The 20,949-nt window shown below is 70.7% G+C and carries 19 protein-coding genes; 6 read left to right on the top strand and 13 right to left on the bottom strand.

The features are described from left to right. Positions 1–94 precede the first annotated feature (94 nt). Both ACWD5F_RS07750 and ACWD5F_RS07745 read left to right on the top strand, forming a co-directional pair. Complete coding sequence (locus ACWD5F_RS07750) at positions 95–1,690, top strand: FAD-binding oxidoreductase (protein ID WP_451252120.1); 1,596 nt, start codon at positions 95–97, stop codon at positions 1,688–1,690. 56 nt (positions 1,691–1,746) lie between these two features. Continuing rightward, on the top strand, positions 1,747–2,628 hold the full coding sequence (locus tag ACWD5F_RS07745; protein ID WP_451252118.1) for a YegS/Rv2252/BmrU family lipid kinase: 882 nt from the start codon (positions 1,747–1,749) through the stop codon (positions 2,626–2,628). 24 nt (positions 2,629–2,652) lie between these two features. On the opposite strand, the gene mgrA is transcribed toward ACWD5F_RS07745, so the two are convergent. Then, positions 2,653–3,696 (bottom strand): L-glyceraldehyde 3-phosphate reductase, encoded by a 1,044-nt coding sequence (gene mgrA, locus ACWD5F_RS07740; RefSeq protein ID WP_451252116.1) that lies wholly within the window; start codon positions 3,694–3,696, stop codon positions 2,653–2,655. Between the two features lie 142 nt (positions 3,697–3,838). Between mgrA and ACWD5F_RS07735 the strand changes: the two genes are divergently transcribed. The 3 genes from ACWD5F_RS07735 to ACWD5F_RS07725 all read left to right on the top strand — a co-directional run bounded on the left by ACWD5F_RS07735 (position 3,839) and on the right by ACWD5F_RS07725 (position 7,251). Then, entirely contained in the window at positions 3,839–4,291 is a 453-nt protein-coding gene (locus tag ACWD5F_RS07735; protein ID WP_451252114.1) for a flavodoxin family protein, read from the top strand. A gap of 52 nt (positions 4,292–4,343) precedes the next feature. Beyond that, entirely contained in the window at positions 4,344–6,011 is a 1,668-nt protein-coding gene (locus ACWD5F_RS07730; RefSeq protein WP_451252113.1) for a serine/threonine-protein kinase, read from the top strand. A gap of 100 nt (positions 6,012–6,111) precedes the next feature. After that, a complete protein-coding gene (locus ACWD5F_RS07725) occupies positions 6,112–7,251 on the top strand; it encodes a serine hydrolase domain-containing protein (protein ID WP_451252111.1) in 1,140 nt (379 codons plus the stop codon). An 8-nt stretch (positions 7,252–7,259) separates the two neighbouring features. Here ACWD5F_RS07725 and ACWD5F_RS07720 read toward each other — a convergent pair whose 3' ends face one another. Genes ACWD5F_RS07720 through ACWD5F_RS07685 form a run of 8 tightly spaced genes read right to left on the bottom strand, consistent with a single transcriptional unit; the run spans position 7,260 to position 14,667 of the window. Next, on the bottom strand, positions 7,260–7,922 hold the full coding sequence (locus tag ACWD5F_RS07720) for an L-ribulose-5-phosphate 4-epimerase (RefSeq protein ID WP_451252109.1): 663 nt from the start codon (positions 7,920–7,922) through the stop codon (positions 7,260–7,262). Further along, positions 7,922–9,559 (bottom strand): ribulokinase, encoded by a 1,638-nt coding sequence (araB, locus tag ACWD5F_RS07715; RefSeq protein WP_451252107.1) that lies wholly within the window; start codon positions 9,557–9,559, stop codon positions 7,922–7,924. The genes ACWD5F_RS07720 and araB overlap by 1 nt, the downstream gene beginning before the upstream one ends. Next, positions 9,556–10,443 carry a sugar phosphate isomerase/epimerase family protein gene (locus ACWD5F_RS07710; protein WP_451252105.1) on the bottom strand — a complete coding sequence of 296 codons (888 nt, stop codon included), beginning with the start codon at positions 10,441–10,443 and terminating at the stop codon, positions 9,556–9,558. Before ACWD5F_RS07710 ends, araB begins: the two co-directional genes overlap by 4 nt. Before the next feature lie 25 nt (positions 10,444–10,468). Next, positions 10,469–11,281, bottom strand: a complete 813-nt coding sequence (locus ACWD5F_RS07705; RefSeq protein ID WP_451252103.1) for a sugar phosphate isomerase/epimerase family protein — start codon at positions 11,279–11,281, stop codon at positions 10,469–10,471. Continuing rightward, positions 11,278–12,045, bottom strand: coding sequence for an alpha/beta fold hydrolase (locus ACWD5F_RS07700; RefSeq protein WP_451252101.1), 768 nt, complete (start codon positions 12,043–12,045; stop codon positions 11,278–11,280). The genes ACWD5F_RS07705 and ACWD5F_RS07700 overlap by 4 nt, the downstream gene beginning before the upstream one ends. Before the next feature lie 17 nt (positions 12,046–12,062). Next, positions 12,063–12,758 carry a ThuA domain-containing protein gene (locus ACWD5F_RS07695; RefSeq protein ID WP_451252099.1) on the bottom strand — a complete coding sequence of 232 codons (696 nt, stop codon included), beginning with the start codon at positions 12,756–12,758 and terminating at the stop codon, positions 12,063–12,065. Next, positions 12,755–13,759 (bottom strand): zinc-dependent alcohol dehydrogenase, encoded by a 1,005-nt coding sequence (locus ACWD5F_RS07690; RefSeq protein WP_451252097.1) that lies wholly within the window; start codon positions 13,757–13,759, stop codon positions 12,755–12,757. Before ACWD5F_RS07690 ends, ACWD5F_RS07695 begins: the two co-directional genes overlap by 4 nt. Continuing rightward, complete coding sequence (locus ACWD5F_RS07685; RefSeq protein ID WP_451252095.1) at positions 13,756–14,667, bottom strand: sugar phosphate isomerase/epimerase family protein; 912 nt, start codon at positions 14,665–14,667, stop codon at positions 13,756–13,758. The genes ACWD5F_RS07690 and ACWD5F_RS07685 overlap by 4 nt, the downstream gene beginning before the upstream one ends. Positions 14,668–14,823: 156 nt before the next feature. On the opposite strand from ACWD5F_RS07685, the gene ACWD5F_RS07680 reads away from it, so the two are divergent. After that, entirely contained in the window at positions 14,824–15,603 is a 780-nt protein-coding gene (locus ACWD5F_RS07680) for a helix-turn-helix domain-containing protein (RefSeq protein ID WP_451252093.1), read from the top strand. 16 nt (positions 15,604–15,619) lie between these two features. Here the strand turns inward: ACWD5F_RS07680 and ACWD5F_RS07675 are convergent, their stop codons facing one another. From ACWD5F_RS07675 to ACWD5F_RS07660, 4 genes are read right to left on the bottom strand one after another with little or no spacing between them, the layout of a single operon-like run. Next, positions 15,620–17,932 (bottom strand): glycoside hydrolase family 3 N-terminal domain-containing protein, encoded by a 2,313-nt coding sequence (locus ACWD5F_RS07675; protein WP_451252091.1) that lies wholly within the window; start codon positions 17,930–17,932, stop codon positions 15,620–15,622. Then, the gene (locus tag ACWD5F_RS07670; RefSeq protein ID WP_451252089.1) at positions 17,929–19,146 is read right to left on the bottom strand and encodes a cellulase-like family protein; all 1,218 of its coding nucleotides are present in this window, start codon (positions 19,144–19,146) and stop codon (positions 17,929–17,931) included. The genes ACWD5F_RS07675 and ACWD5F_RS07670 overlap by 4 nt, the downstream gene beginning before the upstream one ends. Continuing rightward, positions 19,143–19,955 carry a creatininase family protein gene (locus tag ACWD5F_RS07665; RefSeq protein WP_451252087.1) on the bottom strand — a complete coding sequence of 271 codons (813 nt, stop codon included), beginning with the start codon at positions 19,953–19,955 and terminating at the stop codon, positions 19,143–19,145. The genes ACWD5F_RS07670 and ACWD5F_RS07665 overlap by 4 nt, the downstream gene beginning before the upstream one ends. 3 nt (positions 19,956–19,958) lie before the next feature. Next, positions 19,959–20,948, bottom strand: a complete 990-nt coding sequence (locus ACWD5F_RS07660) for an aldo/keto reductase (RefSeq protein WP_451252085.1) — start codon at positions 20,946–20,948, stop codon at positions 19,959–19,961. Between the last annotated feature and the right edge of the window lies 1 nt (position 20,949).

Below are 20,949 nucleotides of genomic sequence, written 5' to 3'. Positions count from 1 at the left end.
ACGCCTCGGGACCCCGTGGGGTCGCGGAGGAACGGAAGTCGGGGAACGGAACCGGAGCGCGAGCGCTCGACATCGACCGGTGAGGACGACAGCGATGGACATGCTGTGGAGCGGCTGGGGCGACCCGGACCGGGCAACTCCGTTGCCCGACACGGTGATCGGGCTGCTGCGCGATCTGCTCGGCGTGAAACCGGGCGACACGGCACCGGTCGACCTGGCCGACATCGCCGTCCCCGAGCCGGAGTTGGAGCCCGCCGCCCTCAACGCCCTGAACGCCGCGGTCGGCGGTCAGGAGCACGTCCGCACGGACGCGGAGACCCGCATCCGGCACACGCGCGGCAAGTCCACGCCCGACCTGCTGCGGATCCGGGAGGGCGAGGTCGACGACATCCCGGCCGCCGTACTGCTCCCGGCGGACCACGACGAGGTGCTCGCCGTGCTGCGGGCGTGTGCCCGACTCGGCCTCGCGATTGTGCCGTTCGGCGGCGGTACGTCCGTCGTCGGCGGCCTCGCCCCCGGCCGCCGGGGCGCCTTCGTCGCCCTCGACCTGCGCCGGATGGACCGACTGGTCACCGTCGACCCGTTCTCCCGCACCGCCACCCTGCAAGCAGGCCTGCGCGCACCACGAGCCGAGGCGCTGCTCGCCGAACACGGCTTCACCCTCGGCCACTTCCCGCAGTCCTACGAGTGGGCGACCATCGGCGGCTTCGCCGCCACCCGCTCCAGCGGCCAGGCCTCCGCCGGCTACGGCCGCTTCGACGAGATGGTCCTGGGCCTCACCCTCGCCACCCCCGAGGGCACCGTCGACACCGGCCGCGCCCCGCGCTCGGCCGCCGGACCCGACCTGCGTCAACTGTTCCTCGGCTCGGAGGGCGCGTTCGGCGTCATCACCTCCGTCACGGTCCGGGTCCGCCCGGTCCCGCAGGTCCGCGTCTACGAGGGCTGGCGCTTCGCCTCCTTCGAGGAGGGCGGCACGGCCCTGCGCCGGCTCGCCCAGGACGGGCCGCGCCCCACGGTGCTGCGCCTGTCCGACGAGACCGAGACGCTGATCGGCCTCGCCCAGCCCGAGGCGATCGGCTCCGCCGAGGCACCCCCGGCCGGCGGCTGCGTGGCGATCGCGGGCTACGAGGGGACGGCCGAGGACACCACCTTGCGCAGGGAGCATGCCGCGGCCGTCCTGCGCGAGAGCGGCGGCACGCCCCTCGGCACCGAACCCGGCGAGCGCTGGGCGCACGGTCGCTACTCGGCCCCGTACCTCCGCGACTCGCTCCTCGACGCGGGCGCCTTCGCCGAGACGCTGGAGACGGCGGCCTTCTGGTCCCGCATCCCCGGCCTGTACGCGGCCGTCCGCGACGCCCTCACCGCCACACTCACCGAGGCGGGCACCCCGCCCCTGGTCATGTGCCACATCTCGCACGTCTACGAGAACGGCGCCTCGCTGTACTTCACCGTGGTCTCGGCGCGGGGCGAGGACCCCGTGTCGGTCTGGACCCTGGCCAAGCACGCGGCCAACGAGGCGATCCTCGCCGCGGGCGGCACCATCACCCACCACCACGGCGTGGGCACCGACCACCGCGACTGGTACGTGCGGGAGGCGGGCGCGTTGGCCGTCGAGGCGCTGGGCGCCGTGAAACGGTGCGTGGACCCGGCCGGGGTGCTCAATCCCGGCGTCCTGCTGCCCCTCGACTGAGCTGACCCACACACCCACCGCCGAACCGACACCCCGTCCGCCCCGGAGGCGCACCGATGCGACAGTTCACCGCCGTCGTCAACCCCACCGCGGGCGGCTCCGCCTCGGCCGCCGCGCTGCTCGGCGTGGCCCGGCTGCTCCGCGAGGCGGGGGCCGAGCTGGAGACCGAGTACAGCCGCAGCCTGGACCACGCCAAGGAACTCGCCAGGGAGGCCGGCGGTCGGGGCCGGGTGGTGCTCGCCGTCGGCGGGGACGGCATCGCCGGCGGCATCGGGGGAGCGCTCAGCGGAACGGACGCCGTGCTCGGCCTCGTCCCTGCGGGCCGCGGCAACGACTTCGCCAGAGCACTCGAACTCCCCACGGAGGCAAGCGAGTTGGCGCAGGTACTGCTCCACGGCGAGCCGCGCCCGGTGGACACCGTCGAGGTCGAGTCGGCCGTCCACGACCGCACCGTCGTGCTCGGCAGCGTGTACGCAGGAGTGGACGCGCTCGCCAACCGCCATGCGAACCACGCCAGACTGCTGCGCGGTGCCGCCTCCTACTACGCCGGCGGACTGCGCGCCGTCACCACCTGGCGCCCGGCCCACTACCGCGTGACCGTCGACGGCGAGGAACACCCGCACACCGGCTACACCGTGGTCGCCGCCAACTCCGGCTACTACGGCTCCGGACGCCACATCGCCCCCGACGCGCGCGTGGACGACGGTCTCCTGGACATCGTCATGATCCGCGAGGCACCCCGGCGGCTGTTCTTCGCCCTGATGAACGAACTCAAGACGGGCGCCCACGTCCGACGGCCCGAGGTGACGATCCTGCGCGGCCGGGAGATCCGCATCGAGGCCGACCGCGAGGTGCCCTACGGCGCGGACGGGGAGGTCGAGGCCGTCCTCCCCGTCACCGTCAGGGTCCTGCCGGGAGCACTGCGCGTGCTGTCCTGACCGAACCCGTGCCGGGCGCGGTGGTCAGCCGAGGCTGCCGGTCCGGGCGTCGCGCCACAGGTCGACGCCGCCGTCGGTGGCGTACTTGTCGATCTCGGCCAGCTCGTCGGCGCTGAAGTCGAGATTCTCCAGCGCGGCGACGTTCTGCTCCACCTGCTCGGGGCGCGAGGCGCCGATCACCAGCGAGGTGACCCGCTCGTCGCGCAGCGCCCAGGCCAGCGCCATCTGGGCCAGGGACTGGCCGCGCCGGGCCGCGATGTCGTTGAGCGCGCGCAGCCGGTGCAGGTTGTCCTCCGACAGCCAGGACGTGTCGAACGACGTGCCCGCCGCGGCGCGCGAGTCTTCGGGAACGCCGTCCAGGTAGCGGCCGGTCAGCAGGCCCTGGGCGAGCGCGGTGAAGCCGATGACCCCGAACCCCTCCTCCCGGGCGACGTCCAGCAGACCGTCCGTCTCGATCCAGCGGTTGAGCATGTTGTACGAGGGCTGGTGGATCAGGAGCGGAGTGCCGAGGTCCTTGAGGATCGCGGCGGCCTCGCGGGTGCGCTCGGCGTCGTAGGAGGAGATGCCGACATAGAGGGCCTTGCCCTGGCGCACCGCCGTGTCCAGCGCGCCCATCGTCTCCTCCAGCGGAGTCGTGGCGTCGAGGCGGTGCGAGTAGAAGATGTCGACGTAGTCCAGGCCCATCCGCTGGAGCGACTGGTCCAGCGAGGCGAGGACGTACTTGCGGGAGCCGCCGCCCTGGCCGTAGGGGCCGGGCCACATGTCCCAGCCGGCCTTGGTGGAGATCACCAGCTCGTCCCGGTACGGCGCGAGGTCCTGCTTCATCAGGCGGCCGAAGTTGATCTCTGCGGAGCCGTAGGGCGGGCCGTAGTTGTTCGCGAGGTCGTGGTGGGTGATCCCGAAGTCGAACGCGCGCAGGGCGATCTCGCGCTGCCGCTCGAAGGGGCGGTCGTCCCCGAAGTTGTGCCAGTAACCGAGGGAGAGCAGCGGAAGGTCGAGGCCGGAGCGGCCCGTCCGCCGGTAGCGCATGGTGCCGTCGTAGCGCTCGGGATTCGCGAGGTGGTTCATGACGTTCACTCTGCTCGCGCACGATTCTGAAGTCCAACAACTCCCTTTCATCGCATTCAGCGGTGTCGTTTCTTAATGAGATACGGCCTCTGGGAGATGCCGCTTCTTCAGGGGAGGCGCCCCCTGACCTAGGGTGCGGAACGTGCCCACCTTGCTGATCGTCCATCACACACCCTCGCCCACCTGCCAGGCCCTGCTGGAGGCCGTCGTCTCCGGGGCGACCGCGCCCGAGATCGAGGGCGTCGACGTCGTACGCCGGCCGGCCCTGTCGGCCACCGCCTCCGACGTCCTGGCGGCCGACGCGTACCTGCTGGGCACGCCCGCGAACATCGGCTACATGTCCGGCGCCCTCAAGCACTTCTTCGACCAGATCTACTACCCGTGCCTGGACGCCACGCAGGGCCGCCCCTTCGGCTATTACGTGCACGGCGGGAGCGACGTCACGGGGGCGGTGCGCGCGATCGACGCGATCACGACCGGGCTCGGCTGGCGGCGCGCGGCCCAGCCCGTGACCGTGACCGGGACGCCGGAGAAGTCCGATGTCGAGGCGTGCTGGGAGCTGGGCGCCACCCTCGCGGCCGGGCTGACGAGCTGAGAGGGAAGGGTGCCCTCCGCTGCCCGACACGTCGTCCTTTATGCTCCTCGCCATGAACGAGGGGGACAGCGGCAGACGGGTCGTCGACGGGCGTTTCGAGCTGGAGTCACGGCTCGGTGGCGGCGGAATGGGCACGGTGTGGCGCGCCCGCGACCTGCTCCTGCACCGGAGCGTGGCCGTCAAGGAGGTCCGGCCCGCAGACCCGGATCTCGCCGAGTACGACCCGCCCTCGGCGCGGATGCTCCGGGAACGGGTGCTGCGCGAGGCGCGGGCCCTGGCCCGGGTCCAGCATCCGAACGTCGTGACGATCCACCACATCGTCGACGGCGGCGAGGGCACCTACCCGTGGCTCGTCATGGAACTGGTCGAGGGCGGCTCCCTCGCCGACCGCCTGGCCCGCGGCCCGATGGCCCCGGCCGACGCCGCCCGCCTCGGCCGCGGTGTCCTCGAAGCCCTGAACGCCGCACACGCGACGGGCGTCCAACACCGTGACGTGAAGCCCGCCAACGTCCTCCTGCGCACCGACGGCCGGCCCGTCCTCACCGACTTCGGCATCGCCGCGATCCGGGAGTCCACCGCGCTCACGGCCACCGGTTCGATCATCGGCACCCCCGACTACATGGCCCCGGAACGCGTCACCGGCGAGGCGGGCGGCCCCGCGGCCGACCTCTGGTCGCTGGCGATGATGCTGTACGTCGCCGTCGAGGGCCACCACCCGCTGCGCCGCGGCACGACGCTGGCCACGCTGGCCGCGGTCCTCCACGAGGACGTGCCGCCGCCGAAGCGGGCCGGGTCCCTGACGTCCGTACTGACCGCGGTGTTGGTACGTGATCCCGCTGCGCGGCCCGACGCGGCGACCGTCGACCGGATGCTGGCCGCTGCCGCGGAGGCCGTCCCGGAGCCGGTCACCTCGTACCCCCTGGCGCCTCCGCAGGACGCGATACCCGACCCGACTCCCCAGGACGCGATACCCGCCCCGCCTCCGCCGCCTGCCCAAACGGTTGTGCCGGGCCGCTCCGCAGGTAACCGACGCGCCGTGATCGCCTCCGCCGTGGCGGGTGTCGTGCTGGTCGGCGGGCTGACCTGGGTGACGCAGTTCGGGGGCGACCGCGATGACGGGTCGGGCTCCCTGGGGGCGGGGCCGACGGGGAAGACCGGCTCGGCGTCCACGCCTGGGTCCCTCGGTTCCGGCTCCGTGTCCGACCCTGCCTCTCCCTCTTCCGACAAGGGGACGCCGGTCCCGAAGGCCTCGTCGAAGCTGTCCAAGGGCATGCTCACGCCCAGCGGCATTCGTACCGCGCTCAAGGCCATCGAGAAGAAGTCGGGACGGGACACTTTCGGTGACCTCTCCGTCTATCAGGACTACGTGTCGGTGAAGGCGATGGTCCCCGGTAGCCGGACCAAGTACGACATCTACGAGTACCGCCCGCCCTCGGGAGTCCGGACGGGCATCAGCAACGGCAGCCTGATGGGCGAAAGCGAGCCCGTGAGCGTGGACAACTACAACTGGGACGCGCTGCCCAGCCTCCTTGCCTTCGCGGAGAAGAAGTTGAACGTCGACAATCCGGAATCCGCCTATCTGCTCCTGAGCACACCGAGTGCCACCTTCAACACCCCCGCCTACATCAACATCTACCTCAGCGGTGACTACAGCGTGAGCGGACATCTGCAGGCCGACACCCAGGGCAGGGCCGTGAAGGTGTATCCCGCCGAAGACTGACCGGTACCGGCATTCCGCCGTATGCAGCAGCACAAGAGGCCTCCCCGTCGGTCGAGGGAAAGGCTGGGCCTGCCCCGCCACCCCGTCCCCGGGAGAACCCATGCCCCTCCGGATGCTCGCCTGTGCCGTCGTCGCCTGCGTGACCGCACTCGGCCCCGCCACCACCGCTACCGCCGCGACACACGGCGACGACCTCCAGCGTCAGGCCGACCGGTTCGTCGAGTCCCCGGGCGGACCGCCCGGCCTCATCGCCGTTCTCCAGAAGGACGGGGAGACCCGCGTCGTGCGGGCGGGTGTCGCCGACCTCGCCACGGACCGCAAGCCCCAGCCCGACGACCACATGCGCATCGCCAGCACCGCGAAGGCGTTCAGCGCGGCCGTCGCCCTCAGCCTCGTCGACCGGCATGCCCTGCACCTCGACGACACCCTGGGGCGACGGCTTCCGCAACTGCCCAAGGCCTGGCACCGGGTCACCCTGCGACAACTGCTGAACCACACCAGCGGCCTGCCGGACTTCTCGCGCAGCGAGGCGTTCCTGAAGATCGTCACCGCCGACCCGCGCCACCACTTCGACTCCCGCCGGCTGCTCGACTTCGTGGCCGATCAGCCGCTGGGGTTCAAGCCGGGAAGCCGGTACGTGTACTCCAACTCCGACAACATCGCCGTGGCCCTGATGGCGGAGGCCGTGACCGGGACACCGTACGAGAAGCTGCTGCGGACGCTGGTCTACCGGCCGTTGGGACTGCGGGACACCAGCCTGCCGCAGGGGTACCGGATGCCCGAGCCCTACCTGCACGGCTATGACGTGGCGCCGCCCTCGCCGGTGGAGGACGTCAGCGAGGTCCTCAGCGCGTCCGGCGTGTGGGCGTCCGGCGGGATCATCTCCACGCCGGCCGACATGACCCGCTTCATCCGCGGTTACGCCGGAGGGGCACTTTACGAGCGGTCAAGTGTGCTGGGGCAGCAGCGGAGTTGGATCGCCGGCGCGTCCGAGCCCGCCGGTCCCGGTGCCAACATGGCCGGTCTGGGCATCTTCCGCTACGCCACCCGGTGCGGTGTCGTGCTGGGGCACACCGGCAACTTCCCCGGCTACACCCAGCTGATCGCGGCCACGCCGGACGGGCGCCGGTCCCTCACCTTCTCCGTCACCTCGCAGATCAACCAGGCCCAGGCGCCTGAGCAGTTGAAGCGGCTGCGGGCCATCGAGGAGAACTTCGTCTGCGCCCTGAAGAACGCGTAGGAGGGTACTCAGGCGTCCCCTTGGCCGTAGTGGTTCCGGTAGCGGTCGTGCAGGGCGTCCACCGTCTGTGCCGTGAGGGTCGCGGACTCCCCGAGCTGCCGGGACAGATGCACGGTGCGTGCCACGTCCTCGCACATGACGGCGGCCTTCACGGCGGCACGCGGGCTGTCGCCGATGGCGAAGACCCCGTGATTGCGCATGAGGACGGCGGGGGACCGGTGCCCGCGCAGGGTCTCCACGACGCCGCGGCCGATGGCGTCGTCGCCGATCGGCGCCAGCGGGCCGACCGGGATCTCGCCGCCGAACTCGTCCGCCATGGCGGTGAGTACGCACGGGACGGGCTCACCGCGGGCCGCCCACGCGGTCGCGTAGGTGGAGTGGGTGTGCACGACTCCGCGCACCTCGGGCAGTGCGCGGTAGACGTAGCCGTGCGAGGCGGCGTCGCTGGACGGGCGGAGCGTGCCCGTCACGGCGACGCCGTTCAGGTCGCACAACACCAGATCCTCCGGCCGCAGTTCGTCGTACGGGACGCCGCTCGGCTTGATGAGCATCAGGTCCGGCGCGACCCGGGCCGACACGTTGCCGGACGTCCAGGCGACCAGTCCGTTGTCGACGAGGGTCCGGTGCAGGGCGTGCAGTTCCGCGCGCGCCTCGGCTATGGCATCGGGCATCAGGGACTCCTCGTCTTCAGCGCGTGCAGTCGGTGCAGGACGTCGTTGCCCCCGCGACCGAAGTGGTCGTGCAAGCGCACGTACTCCTCGTACAGCTGCTGGTAGACCCGCTGATGCTCCGGGATCGGCAGGTAGGCGGCATGGTGACGGCGGCCCATGGCGGCGGACGCGGTGCGCACCTCGGGATGGATACCGGCGGCCACCGCCGCGTGGACGGCCGCACCGAGCGCGGGCGCCTGCGCGGAGTCGACCACGCTGATCGACAGCCCGGTCACGTCCGCGTAGATCTGCATCAGCAGCGGGTTCCTGACCAGGCCTCCGGCGGCGACGAACTCCGTGACGGGCAGGCCCGCGGCCCCGAAGGCGTCCAGGATCACGCGGGTGCCGAACGCGGTCGACTCCAGCAGCGCCCGGTAGACGTCCACCGCCGTGGTCGACAGCGTCATGCCGAGCAGCACTCCGGACAGTTCGTGGTCGACCAGCACCGACCGGTTGCCGCCCATCCAGTCCAGGGCCAACAGCCCGTGCTCGCCCACCCGTTGCCGCGCGGCGAGCTCACTGAGCACGTCGTGCACATCACGGCCCGGTTCGCGGTAGCGCTCGGGTACGGCGTTGTCGACCCACCAGGCGAAGATGTCGCCGACCCCGCTCTGCCCGGCCTCGTAGCCGAAGGACCCGGCGACGATGCCGCCGTCCACCACCCCGCAGGCACCGGGGACCTCGCGCAGCACGTCGGAGTTCATCATGTGGCAGGTGGACGTGCCCATGATGGCCAGCAGTTGACCGTTCCCGTAGGTCTGGGCGGCGGCCGCGGTGACGTGCGCGTCCACGTTGCCCGCAGCGACGGGCGTGCCCTCGGGCAGCCCGGTCCACGAGGCGGCCCGCGCGCTCAGTCCGCCCGCGCTGCTGCCGAGCGCGGTGAGCGGATGGTCGACGCGGGTGCGGTACACGTCGGCGAACCGCGGGTCCAGGGCAGCGAGATAGCCCTCGTCCGGGTAACTCCCGTCCTGGTAAAGGCCCTTGTAACCGGCGGTGCACGGGTTCCGGCTCTCCCGCCCGGTCAGCTGCCACACGATCCAGTCCGCCGCCTCGATCCACCGTTCGGTGGCCGCCCACACCTCGGGGTCCTCGTCGAGGATCTGGAGCGCTTTCGCGAGCTGCCACTCGGCGGAGATCCTGCCGCCGTACCTGGACAGCCACGGCTGCTTCGACGTGTGCGCGAGTGCGGTGATCCGTTCGGCCTGTGCCTGGGCCGCGTGGTGCTTCCACAACTTCGGCCAGGCGTGCGGGCGTTCGGCGAATCCGTCCAGGACGCACAGAGGCGTTCCGTCGGCGAGCACGGGCAGCGGGGTGCTGGCGGTGAAGTCGGTGCCCACCCCGGCCACGCTCGCCGGGTCGATCCCGGCCCGCGCGACCGCCTCGGGCACCGCCTCGCGCAGGACCGACAGCCAGTCCCGCGGATCCTGCAACGCCCACAGGGGCGGCAGTTCGGCGCCCGACCCGGGCAGCGCGCGGTCGATCACGCCATTCCCGTACGGATGCTCCACACAGGCCAGTTCGGCGCCGTCGGCGGCACTCACCACGAGTACCCGCGCGGACAGGGTGCCGAAGTCGATCCCCAGGACATGCGCGGTCATGACCGGCCCTCCCGCCACTCACGCAGGAACCGCAGGCCGTCCACGGCGAGCGCGTCCTGGGACTCCGCCAGCGGGCGCCAGATGGAGGCGGCGGTGGCGATCGACGCGTTGTCCGCGGTGAACGACTCGATGCCGACCATGCCCCGATAGGAGATCTCGCCGAGGCAGTCCCGGATCAGTGGCCAGTCCTGCAGATCGTGGCCCGGCGCGCCCCGGTCGTTCCCGCAGACCTGTAGGTGCAGCAGCCGGTCGCCGGCCACGCGGAAGGCCGCGCGCAGGTCCCGCTCCTCGATGTTCATGTGGTAAGTGTCCAGGTTGAGACCCACATTGCCGGGCAGATCCTCGATCAGTTCCCGCACTTGTGCCGCCGTGTTGAGCAGACTCGTCTCGTAGCGGTTGAGCGGTTCCACGGCCAGCGCGATGCCCTGCCGCCCCGCGTACTCGGCGCATTCGGCGAGGCTCGCGCGCAGCTCCCGCAGGGTCGCCGCGCGCTCCTGCGGGGACATCCGCCACGTGCGGCCCACCGACGTGTACATCGGGCCGATGACCATCGCCGCGCCGACTCCCGCCGCAGCGTCCACCGCGGCGCGGACATAGCGCTTGGTCGCGTCGATCGTGGCCGGGTCGGCCGCCGCCAGTTCACGCCCGGGCCCGAACACCGCGCCCACCACACAGTGCAGCCCGAGCTCCGACAACAGCGCCGAGGTCCGGGCGGGGTCCCAGTCACCGACGTTCTCCAGCGGCAGCTCCACGGCGTCGAACCCCCAGCCGGCGATCTTGGGCAGGGTGCCCTTGAGTAGCTCGTCCGTCAGCGGTGAGTGCCACACGAACGTGTTCACCGCGATGGGCAGGTCGACCATGGGCGCCTTTCGCACGTCGCTCATGCGCATCCTTCGAACAGGGAGGAGGTCACCTGATCACCGATTCCAGTACGTCCCGCACATACGCCCCGTTGCGGGCCACGGCCCGGTCGGGGTCCGCCTCGGCCTCGGGCGACTCGTCCTCCAGCACGATCCAGCCCGCGAAGTCCGTGTCCGCCAGGAACCTCGCGACCGCCGGGATGTCGATGATCCCCTCGCCGGTCCGGGCCCAGGACCCGTCCGCGTGCATGTCCTTGACGTGGACGTGGTCGACACGGTCCCGGTACCGGCGCACGACCTCCAGCGGATCCATACCGCCCTTGGCGAGGTGCCCAAGGTCGGGCGTGAACCCGATCCGCTCCGGCAGCTGAGCCAGCAGATACGCGTAGTCGGCGTCGGTGCGGAACACGGACCCGGCGGGGGAGTTGGGGTGGAACGTGCAGTGCACGCCCGCGGCTTCGGCCCGCGCGGAAACCGCGTCCACGCAGGACAGCAAGTTGTCCTGACGGGCGCGCAGTTGAGCCCGGTCCGCTCCCGGGAACTGACACAGGTTGATGACCGCGCCGTCGATTCCGGCGACCGTCTCGATCACCTTGTCCGCCTCGGCGGCTTCCTCCGCCGTCTCGCGGGGTCCGCTCCACTCCTCGACCAGACAGAGCGCTGCCAACTGCACGCCGTGGTCGGCCAGTTGCGACCGCAGGTCGGACGCGGTCCAGTCCTCGCCGAGCATCACCACCTCGGGTTCGAACCCGGCGAACCCGGCTTTCGCGCTCACCGAGATCATGTGGTCCAGTCGGCCCCGGTAGGCGTCGACGGTCATCTGCCAGCTGTAGGTCTGGCAGGCGAAGCGGATGTCGGTCACAGCGGCCGTTCCTCTCCCAGAAGCCATTCCTCGACGATCGTGTTGAAGCGGTCCAGCTGTTCCCAGTGGTGGGTGTGGCCGGCGCCGGAGAAGATCTCCAGGGTCGCGCCGGGGACGGCTTCGGCGAGCTCGCGGGTCAGCCGGGGCGGGACGAACAGGTCGGCGTCCCCCGCGGTCACCAGGGTCGGCACCCGGATGCCGCCGAGCCGGTCCAGCGCGTCGTGGCTCACGCAGGCGGCGGCCTGGGCACCGAACGCGGAGCAGGACATCCGGCCGGGCGCGGTCCGCTCGGCCAGCAACTCGTCCTCGTGCGCCGCGAACCATCCCGGCGTCCAGATCAGCCACTGCAACAACGCGGTCGCGGCCTCCGGGCGGTCCCAGATCAGCGGGAGCGTCCGGAAGATCTCCGCGGTGTGCGGATCGCAGCGGGCCCAACTGGCCACCAGCACCAGCCGCGACACCAACTCCGGGTGGCGCAGCGCCAGTTCTTGGGCGATCGCCCCGCCCATCGATATCCCGACGACCCGTACCGGCCCCAGGCCCAGCCCCTTGATGAGGTCCGCGTAATCGTCGGCCATCGCGGCCGTGGTGTACGGGCCGGGCGGGGCCGGTGACTTGCCAGCGCCCCGGTTGTCGGCGGCCAGGCACCGGAAACTCCGTGACCAGGCCGCGGTGTGCGGCTCCCACGCGGTGCCGGGCGCGCCCAACCCCATGATCAGGACCAGGGGTTCACCCACGCCGTGTTCGGTGTACGCCAGTTCCACTTGTGGGCTCCTCCCTCTCAACCCAGGCACCAGCGCGTGGCGTTGACGAGCAGCCGTCGGAACGCCTCCAGCGCGAAGTCGTCCGGGTGGCCGAGGCTGGTGTAGAAGACCCGGCCCCGCGGGCGCTCCCGTACCCACGCGACGGCGCCGGCGGTGGGCGCGTCCTCCGGAGCGATCGGTTCGCCGTGGAGCAGGGGCCGGCAGTCCGGCTGGGTGCGCACGCGGTACAGCCAGGACCGGGAGGTGAACCGGTCCGGGAGGCCGGCGAGGACGGGATGTTCGCCGGGTACGCGGGTGACCGTGGTGCGCGAGGAGTGGCCGTGATGACTCACCCAGGGCGAGCCGAGCACGTCCCGGCCGAAGCCCTCGTTCCAGGGTGCCCACGGTGAGTCGTCAGAGTAGTGGAAGGCGTGCGTGGAGGTGCGCAGGCCCAGTACGTTCCCGCCGCGCCGTACGTAGTCCGTCAGTTGGGCCATCTGCTCGTCGGGCAGGACGCGGAAGCGGGTGTAGATCACCAGCAGGTCGGCGTCGGCCAGTACACCGAGGTCGCCGAACGTGGAGGCGGGGAACTCCGGATAGTCGTCGAGCACGTCCGGGACGAGGAAGTGGAGCTTCGCGTCGGGCAGTTCGGCCCGCACGTCGTCGGCGTAGGTCTTCATGGTGCGGTGGGACTCGTACTCGCCCTCACCGGCGAGGATGACGATCGTGCTCATCGCAGGCCCTCCGGTCCGTGCGGGAGCAGGAACACCTTGCCGCACTCCCCGGTGTCCTGGAGATCCATCGCGGCGGACACCTCGTCGAGCGGGAACCGCGCGGTGACCACGGTGTCCAGCACCTCGGCCGCGGCGCGCACGGTCGTCCACATCCGATCGGCGTACCGCTGGTGGTTCCAGTGCCAGCAGCCGAAGACGTCGGCGCCGATCGGTACGAGCGGTGGCAGTACGACCTCGCCGCCCCAGGCCACGACGGACAGGCGGCCACGGGGGCGCAGCGCGCGGGCCGCGAGGCTCGCGGCTCCCGGGGCGCCGCTGGTCTCGACGGCGGCGTCCACCTCGGCCAACTCGCCCGGGTCGAGGGCACGCGGGTCGAGGACCTCGACGGCGCCGAGGTCCGCCGCCAGCTTCTTTCGGTACTCCTGGGTCTCCAGCGCCAGCACCCGCGCCCCGCGCACCCTCGCGTGGACGATCGCGCCCAGCCCCACCGGGCCGCAGCCGGAGACGAGCACGGTGTCCGAGGCGCCGGTGTTCATCCTGGTGTGCGCGGTGAACCCGGGACCCAGTCCACACACGGTGAGCGCGGCTCGGTGCAGTGGGATGTCGTCCGGTACCGGGAGCAGCAGCCAGTCCGGCTTCAAAACGTACTCGGCGTAGGTGGCGGTGCCGTAGCCGTTCCCGCTCTCGGCGAGTACGTCCCGTCCGCTCCGGCAGTGGATGTGTTCGCCCGCCGTGCACAGCGAGCAGGTGCCGCATCCGTTCTGCGGCATGACCACCACCCGGTCGCCCGCCCGCACCCGGGTGGAGGTGCCGGCGTCCTCGACGATCCCGGCGGCCTCGTGCCCCAGCGCATCGCCGAGGTTTCCGGCCCGACGGTCCTTGAACTCGGTGCACATGGGCGCGATCAGGATCTTGACGACCACGAGGTCGCGGTGCGCGTGCGGGCGTTCCCGCTCGACGAGTTCGACCCGGCCCGGTGCGGTGATCGCCGCCGCCTTCATCGGGTCGCTCCGCTCACGCGGGCCCGGTCGGCGAGCGCGCGGACGAAGGGCACGGCGGTGGCGGCGTCGCGTTCGGTGGTCGGGCAGAAGCAGATGTCGACCGTCCACCAGTCGAGTTCGAGCGCGGACCGGCCGAGGGCGCCGACGACCTCGTCGAGGTCGATCTTGCCCTCGCCGAACGGGAGATGCTCGCTCGTCTCCCCGTTGTGCAGCGAACCGTCTCCGTCGATGACGTGCAGGTGACCGACGTACGGAGCGAGCATGCGCGCGTACTCGGCGACCCCGCCGGGCAGCACCTCCGGGTCGTCGCCGTGCCGGGCGCCGGCGACCGCACCCGCGTAGGCGTGCGAGGTGTCGAACAGGACGGTGAAGTTCGGGTGGGCCACGGCGTGGATCAGTTCCCGGACCTCACTGGGCCGGTTCAGCCAGAAGCCCGGCTCGAACTCCCACACCATCCGCACCCCGGCGTCCGCGCAGCGGTCGGCGGCCCGGCGCCAGGTGTCGGCCAGGTGCCCGAGACGCTCCCGGTCCATTGGGCCGGGCGGGGAGACCGAGTCCACCCGCAGCGCCGGGACGCCCAGCCGCTCGCAGAAGGCCAGGACGGACTCGATGCGTGCGAGGTAGTCGGCGGCGGGTACGTCCGCGGGCGGGGTGGAATTGAAGTCGGGCGCGTAGGCGGAGACACCCAGTCCCTGCTCGGCGAGCCGGTCCCGCAGGCGTGCGCAGTCGGCCGCGGTGAAGTCCTCGTCGTGCGGATGCGGACGGAAACCGTTGATCTCCACGCCGTCGTAGCCGACCGCGGCGGCATAGCCGCACAGCCGGTCGAAACTCCAGGGATCGGCGGCGAACGGGCCGAAGGCGAACGCCCAACTGCCCAGCGCGATCCGGGGTATTGACTCGTCCGACACAGCTGTCTCCTCTATGGACCCGACTGTTGGAATACCTTCAAGCTAGTCCTGTGACCTGCGAGATCACTTGGAGGAAAATGCGCCACTCTTGGAAAATCCTGCTCCCATCTCTCGACCGCACCACCGCTTTCCGGTGACCATGGGGCAGAGGTGACCATGACCAGTGACGAGAATGCGCAGCCGGAACTCACGGCGCAGTTGGGCGACGCCCTGCTCCAGGCGTTCGACCGGATCGACGACGTCCGGGTCTTCGTCAAGGACGGCGAGCGCCGGTTCGTGGCGTGCAGCGAGCCGTTCGCCCGACTGCTCGGATACCGCCACCCGTGGCAACTCTTCGGCCTGCGGGACGAGGACCTCTCGCCCGAGTACCTGGTCGAGCACTACCGCGGCCACGACGAGCAGGTGCTGTCCACCGGGGAGGCCCTGATCGATCTCGTCGAGCTGGTGCGCAACCCCAATGGTTCCTACGACTGGTACCTGACCACCAAGACCCCGATCCGCCCGCAGGGCGGGACGCCGATCGGGATCGTGGGGGTCACCCGGGCGCTGACCAAACGGGACGCCGTCTCGCGCCGGCTGCTCACCCTGACGCCCGCGGTGGAACTGATCTCGCGCGAGTACACCCGGGCCCTCTCCGTCGAGGAGCTGGCCGCGAGCGTCTCCCTCTCGCCCAGTCACTTCAGCCGCACCTTCAAGGCGCATTTCGGCGCCACCCCGCACCAGTACCTACGGCGGGTGCGGCTGATGGCCGTGTGCGATCTGCTGGCCGCATCGGACCTCCCTCTGTCGGTGATCGCAGACAGGACCGGGTTCTACGACCAGAGCCACCTCAGCAACGAGTTCAAGAAGGAACGGGGCGTCACCCCCGCCGAGTACCGGGCGACCCACGGGAACACCGCACAGGCACAGCGCTCCCGGATCGCCTTCCTCCCCTGAACACCCGGGGCCCGGGTTACGCCTCCTCGTCCAGCACCTGCACGGACGTGAGCAGTGCGCGCTCCTCGGTCAGCACGCGAACGGGGCCCTGCAACTCGACCGTTGTCCCGGTCCCGGGCGCCTCGGCGGAGGGCGCGACCGAGAACTCGAACTCCCCGGGTTCCACGATCCACGCCAACTCCCGCCCGACGAAGCCGAGTCGGTCCGCCGGCACGGTGAACTCGACGACTCGCGCCTCGCCGGGCGCCAGGTCGACGCGCGCCCAGCCCAGCAACTGGCGCATCGGCCGGGTGACCGAGGCGACCACATCGCGCACGTAGAGCTGCACCACGTCGGCGCCCTCACGCTCACCGTCGTTACGGACCCGGCACCGCACCCACAATGTGCCCGCGGTGTCCCACTGGTCGGCCGTGACGCGCACCTCGTCGCGGGTGAAGGTGGTGTACGACAGGCCGTGCCCGAACGCGAACAACGGACTGGGGTCCACGTTCGACACCGGACTGGGACCGCCGAGCCGCGGATGCCGGTACGAGTAGGGCTGGCCGGCGTTGTCCCGGGGAATGCTGACCGGCAGCCGCCCGCTCGGGTTGACGCGTCCGGTCAGCACGCCCGCGATGGCCGGCGCGCCCTCCTCACCCGGGAAGAACGCCTGGACGACCGCTGCTGCCCGGTCCGCGAACTCACCCATCGGATAGGGCCGGCCGGTGACCAGCACCACCACGACCGGGGTACCGGTACCGAGCAACGCGTCGAGCAACACCCTTTGCCGACCCGGCAGTTCCAGCGTCGCGGCGTCGCTTCCCTCGCCGACCGTGCCGCGTCCGAACAGCCCCGCGCGGTCGCCGACGACGGCGACACACACGTCCGCGTTCTCGGCCGCTACCACCGCGGCGGCGATCGTGTCGGCGGCCTCCGCCTCGGTCTCCTCGTCGGCACGGACAGCGCAGCCGGGCGCGTGAACTACCTCGGTCCCGTCGGGCAGTTGCTCGCGCAGCGCCGCCAGTACGGTGGGCAGCTCGATGCCGATCGGCGTGCCCGGCGGGGTCTGGATGTGGTTGGTGAAGCTGTAGTTGCCGAGCATGGCCTCCGGAGCGTCGGCGTTGGGGCCGACCACCGCCACCCTGCCGACCGGACGCAGCGGCAGGATCCCCTGGGGATTGCTCAGCAGGATCACCGACTCCTCGGCGAGCCGTCGGGCCACCGCACGCGAGGCCGGCGGGTCCAGATCGACCGCCCGGGCGTCCTCCACCGCCTCGGCGAACACGCCGAGTTCGAGCTTGTGCCGTAGGACCCGCCGCACCGACTTGTCCACGAGTTCCATGGGGAAGGTGCCCTTGCGGACGAGTTCGGCGAGCGGGTCCAGATAGGCGCGGCCCGCCGGCAACTCGACGTCGATCCCCGCGGACAGCGCGAGCACCGCAGCCTCACCGGCGTCGGCGGCCACGTCGTGCAGGGTGTGCAGGAACGTGATCCCGAAGTAGTCGGCGACCACCACGCCGTCGAATCCCCAGCGCGTGCGCAGCAGTTCGGTGAGCAGCTGCGGGTCGGCGGCGACCGGGATGCCGTCGATCTCGGCGTAGGAGTGCATCACCGCGGACGGGCGGGCATTCTTGACCACCATTTCGAAGGGCAGCGCGAACACCTCGGCGATCTCGCGCGGCCCCGCGTGCACCGGCGCCAGATTGCGTCCGCCGCGCGAGTTCGAGTAGCCGAGGAAGTGCTTGAGGGTCGCGCCGGCTCCGGTGGACTGGAGGCCGTCGACGTAGGCGGTACCCAGGACGCCGATCAGGTACGGGTCCTCGGAGATGCACTCCTCCACCCGGCCCCAGCGCGGGTCGCGCACGACGTCGAGCACCGGCGCCAGGCCCAGATGGATGTTCAGTTGCCGCATGGTCGAGCCGATCTGCCCGCCCATCTCGCGCACCAGCTCCGCGTCCCAACTGGCGCCCCACGCAAGCGGGGAGGGGTAGGTGGCGGCGCCGTACAACTGGAGCCCGGTCAGGCACTCCTCGTGCACCAGGGCCGGGATCCCGAACCGGCTGTGCCGTACGACATCGCGTTGCAGGGCGCGGGCGTACTCCAGACGTTCTGTCACGGCACCCGCGCGACTGCCGAGCGGCCGGGTGAACTGGCCCACGCCGTGTTCGAGCGGCGACGCGGCCTCGGCCGGGTCCGTGAGCAACTCGTCCTGCATCGGCGCCACGGTCTCTCCGGGCGGGCCGCTGCCCTCCGGCCACAGCGAGGTCAGTTGCGCGAGCTTCTCCGGCAGGGTCATCGCGGCCAGGACGGCGTCGATGTCACATCCCGGGGCCCACTGAGGTGTGGTCACAGTGTCTCCTCTGACGGGCGGCCTACGGCCGTGAAGGTTTCCGGTGTCGAGTGCGCGCCCGGGGACGCGCCGCCCCGGATGCGGGCGGTCTGCGCGCGGTGCCAACCGGCGTCCGCCCACATCCCGATGTGGTGCGGCTGCGAGAAGTTGCTCGTGCAGATCCCCTGCCAGCCGCGGTCCAGCGCCAGGCCGACCGCCGCCTCGGCGACGTCCTTGACGTAGTCCCACCCGTCCCAACCGGGCACGAGATCGGGCGACCAGCCGACCGAGGCCCAGCCCTCGGTCGTCCACAGGGGCAATCCGCGCTCGGTCGCCCAGTCCCGCCATACGTCGAGCAGGTCCGCGAGCTCGGCCAGGAACGTGTCCCGCTCGGCCGCGTAGTGCTGCTGGACCAGATGCTGGTGTTCGGCGAGACCGCGGACGTCGTTCTCGAAGTCGCCGGTCCATTTCGTCGTGGCGACGAACCGCGGGCATCCCGCGGCGAGCCACAGATGGGGCTCGGCGAAGTCGAAGGCGTCCGTCGAGAGCCGCATCAGGTCCGTGCTCAACGGCGGTGTGACGCCTCGGAGGTAGTACGAGAACGTCAAGGGAATTCCGGGGAACTCCCTTTTCACCGCGGTCAGCGACTCCTGATAGCTGTCGATGCGCCGAATCTCTTCGTCGGTGAACAGCTCGGTGAGCGCGAAGACCGAATGGATCTCACCGAACACGTGCCTGCCGATGCCAGGGGCCCAGGCCGGCCACTCGTTGCACAGATCGACAAAGGCCACGGCGTCGAGCAGACCGGCTTCCTGGATCGCCCCGAGCGTCTCCGACCAGACGCGGGCGAGATCGGCCGGAGTGACCACCTGCGCCGCACGTCCGGTCGAGTCGGGAGTGAACCAGCTGGAGAGCCCCGCCTGGATTCCCCGATCGCGCAGCCCGGCCAGGAACTCGAGCAATGCCGTACGCGGCCGCACGGTGACCGTCGCATGGTTTCCCCACATGAATCCCGCGGGCTGTGGCAGAGCGGTGATCTCGTCGGTCCGCCGCCCGGAACTGTCGGCGGCGATCCAGTGCGGAAAGGCGTCGATGCGTACGACGTCGTAGCCGCGCTCGGCGAGTTCGTCGAGGACCCGCTCGACATCCGCGTACTCCGCCTCGTCACCGGAGCGGCGCAGCAGCCAGGAGTAGTCCCACATCGTGACGGCCCGGGCCGCCCGGGGCGTGGTCATTGATCCTCCCGCAGGGTGCACCACTCGTCGGTGCGGGCGGCCACCCGCTGCCAGATCTGCTCGGCTTCGTCGAGGGGCATGAAGGGGATGTCCTCGCTGCCGGGCAAGGGGGCGCAGTTCTCGACGATGGCTTTGAGTGCGGCGAGGCTGCTCTCGATGATCGCGCGGCCCTCGCTCGCGGTGGCGAGATGGGCGTCCTCACCCTGGGCGAAGCGGCCCCAGGGGCTGCTGTAGCGGTCGTCGAGGCGGTCCAACTCGACCAGTTCGGGGCGTAGATACATCAGTTGGGAGATCTCGTAGCGTCCCGCGTGGTCTCCTTCGAACTCTCCGGCCACGAGTTCGGGATCGCTGACGGCGACGACCGGGACCGGACGGGCGCGCCGGAACTCCTCGGCGACGAGCCGTAGATCGGCCTGGTTGGCGTTGTGCCCGGTGACGACGACGATGGCGCGGAAACCCGCGTTGACGAAGGCCCGCAGTTGAAAGACCAGGAGCCGTAGAACGACATCGGGGGGCAGGCTTCCCAACCGCGGATTGATGTCGCCCACGACTTCCTTCAACCAGGGCCGGTGATAACCGGTTTCATGGATGTGGTACGTCTGGGTCGGTGCGACGATTCCGCCGAACCGGCGGGCGGATTCCTCACAGAGGTACACCGCTTTGTGGGTGTCGAGGCCGAAGGCCGCGATGTGCCCGTGCGGCTCGCACAGCCCCATCGGAAGGTAGGCCAGGGGCAGTTGTGTCTGCCGTTGCTCGAACTCCCTCGGCAGCAGCTCTTCCCAGCGGACTGTTTCGGTGTGAGAGGGCATGGTTCACTGCTCCGCGAATATCTTGGTCTCGTTGAAGTTCTTGATGAACCGGTGCTTGAAGCGCAGTCGGTCGAAGACCTCGGCGGGCAGCGGCGGTTCGTCGAGCGCCGCGATGTTCTCCTCGCAGAATTCCTTGACATGCATCGAGGAGATCGCGGTGGTGACGCCGGGGGACTGGACGACGAACTTCAGCGCCAGCGCGGCGAGTGATCCGGCGTGGGCCGGTACGTACTGCCGTAGTGCGTCGACCTTTTCGAGATAGACCGTGCGGGGCACGATCTCGTCGAAATACCGGCTCCGATAGTCGTCCTCCGCGAAGACCGTGTCTTCCGTGAGGGTGCCGGTCAGTCCGCCTTCGTCCAGGACGCAGCGGGCGATCACCGCGACGTCGTGCTTCCGGCAGGCAGGCAGGAGGTTGTCCAGGGCGAGCGGGTCGAAGATGTTGATGATGGTCTGGACGGAGTCGATCAGACCGCTCTCCACCAACGGCAGCGCCATGTCCGAGCGGTGGTCGGGGATCGAGATGCCGACATGCCGCACCAGCCCCTCGTCCTTCAACTGCTGGAGTTCATCCATCCAGTACCCGGTGACGCCCCAGGTCGGCCACCAGATGTGCAGCTGCACGAGGTCGATCCGGTCCACGGCGAGTTCCTGGAGCGAACGCAGGGCACTGGCCCGGACATGCCCCGGCGGGTAGGTGACTTCGGGCGCCACGGGTGTGCCCCAGCCGCGTGGGCCCGCGAGTGACTCGATCTTCGTCGCGACGAAGGGGCGCTGCCCGGACCACTGCCGCAGCGCCTTGCCGACGATGCGCTCGGAATGGCCGTAGGCGCGCGCTGTGTCTATGAAGGACACCCCGCGGTCCAACGCGTACAGAAGGCTGTCGATCCAGTCGGATTCCTCCTGGTCGCCGAACCAGCCGGCGAATCCCATGGTGCCGAAACCGAGCTGGCTGATCGGTTCGCCGGAGCGCGGAAATGGGGTACTGCGCACG

This window comes from Streptomyces sp. NPDC002499 (genome assembly GCF_053595415.1).
Note: the sequence above shows the minus strand (reverse complement) of the source record. Positions and strands in the feature narration are given on the sequence as shown.

Coding starts and splice junctions, on each gene's coding strand:
- ACWD5F_RS07725 (WP_451252111.1), top strand. CDS start 6,112: ATGCCCCTCCGGATGCTCGCCTGTGCCGTCGTCGCCTGCGTGACCGCA.
- mgrA (WP_451252116.1), bottom strand. CDS start 3,696: ATGAACCACCTCGCGAATCCCGAGCGCTACGACGGCACCATGCGCTAC.
- ACWD5F_RS07720 (WP_451252109.1), bottom strand. CDS start 7,922: ATGCCCGATGCCATAGCCGAGGCGCGCGCGGAACTGCACGCCCTGCAC.
- araB (WP_451252107.1), bottom strand. CDS start 9,559: ATGACCGCGCATGTCCTGGGGATCGACTTCGGCACCCTGTCCGCGCGG.
- ACWD5F_RS07670 (WP_451252089.1), bottom strand. CDS start 19,146: ATGACCACGCCCCGGGCGGCCCGGGCCGTCACGATGTGGGACTACTCC.
- ACWD5F_RS07690 (WP_451252097.1), bottom strand. CDS start 13,759: ATGAAGGCGGCGGCGATCACCGCACCGGGCCGGGTCGAACTCGTCGAG.
- ACWD5F_RS07680 (WP_451252093.1), top strand. CDS start 14,824: ATGACCAGTGACGAGAATGCGCAGCCGGAACTCACGGCGCAGTTGGGC.
- ACWD5F_RS07695 (WP_451252099.1), bottom strand. CDS start 12,758: ATGAGCACGATCGTCATCCTCGCCGGTGAGGGCGAGTACGAGTCCCAC.
- ACWD5F_RS07710 (WP_451252105.1), bottom strand. CDS start 10,443: ATGAGCGACGTGCGAAAGGCGCCCATGGTCGACCTGCCCATCGCGGTG.
- ACWD5F_RS07665 (WP_451252087.1), bottom strand. CDS start 19,955: ATGCCCTCTCACACCGAAACAGTCCGCTGGGAAGAGCTGCTGCCGAGG.
- ACWD5F_RS07750 (WP_451252120.1), top strand. CDS start 95: ATGGACATGCTGTGGAGCGGCTGGGGCGACCCGGACCGGGCAACTCCG.
- ACWD5F_RS07745 (WP_451252118.1), top strand. CDS start 1,747: ATGCGACAGTTCACCGCCGTCGTCAACCCCACCGCGGGCGGCTCCGCC.
- ACWD5F_RS07730 (WP_451252113.1), top strand. CDS start 4,344: ATGAACGAGGGGGACAGCGGCAGACGGGTCGTCGACGGGCGTTTCGAG.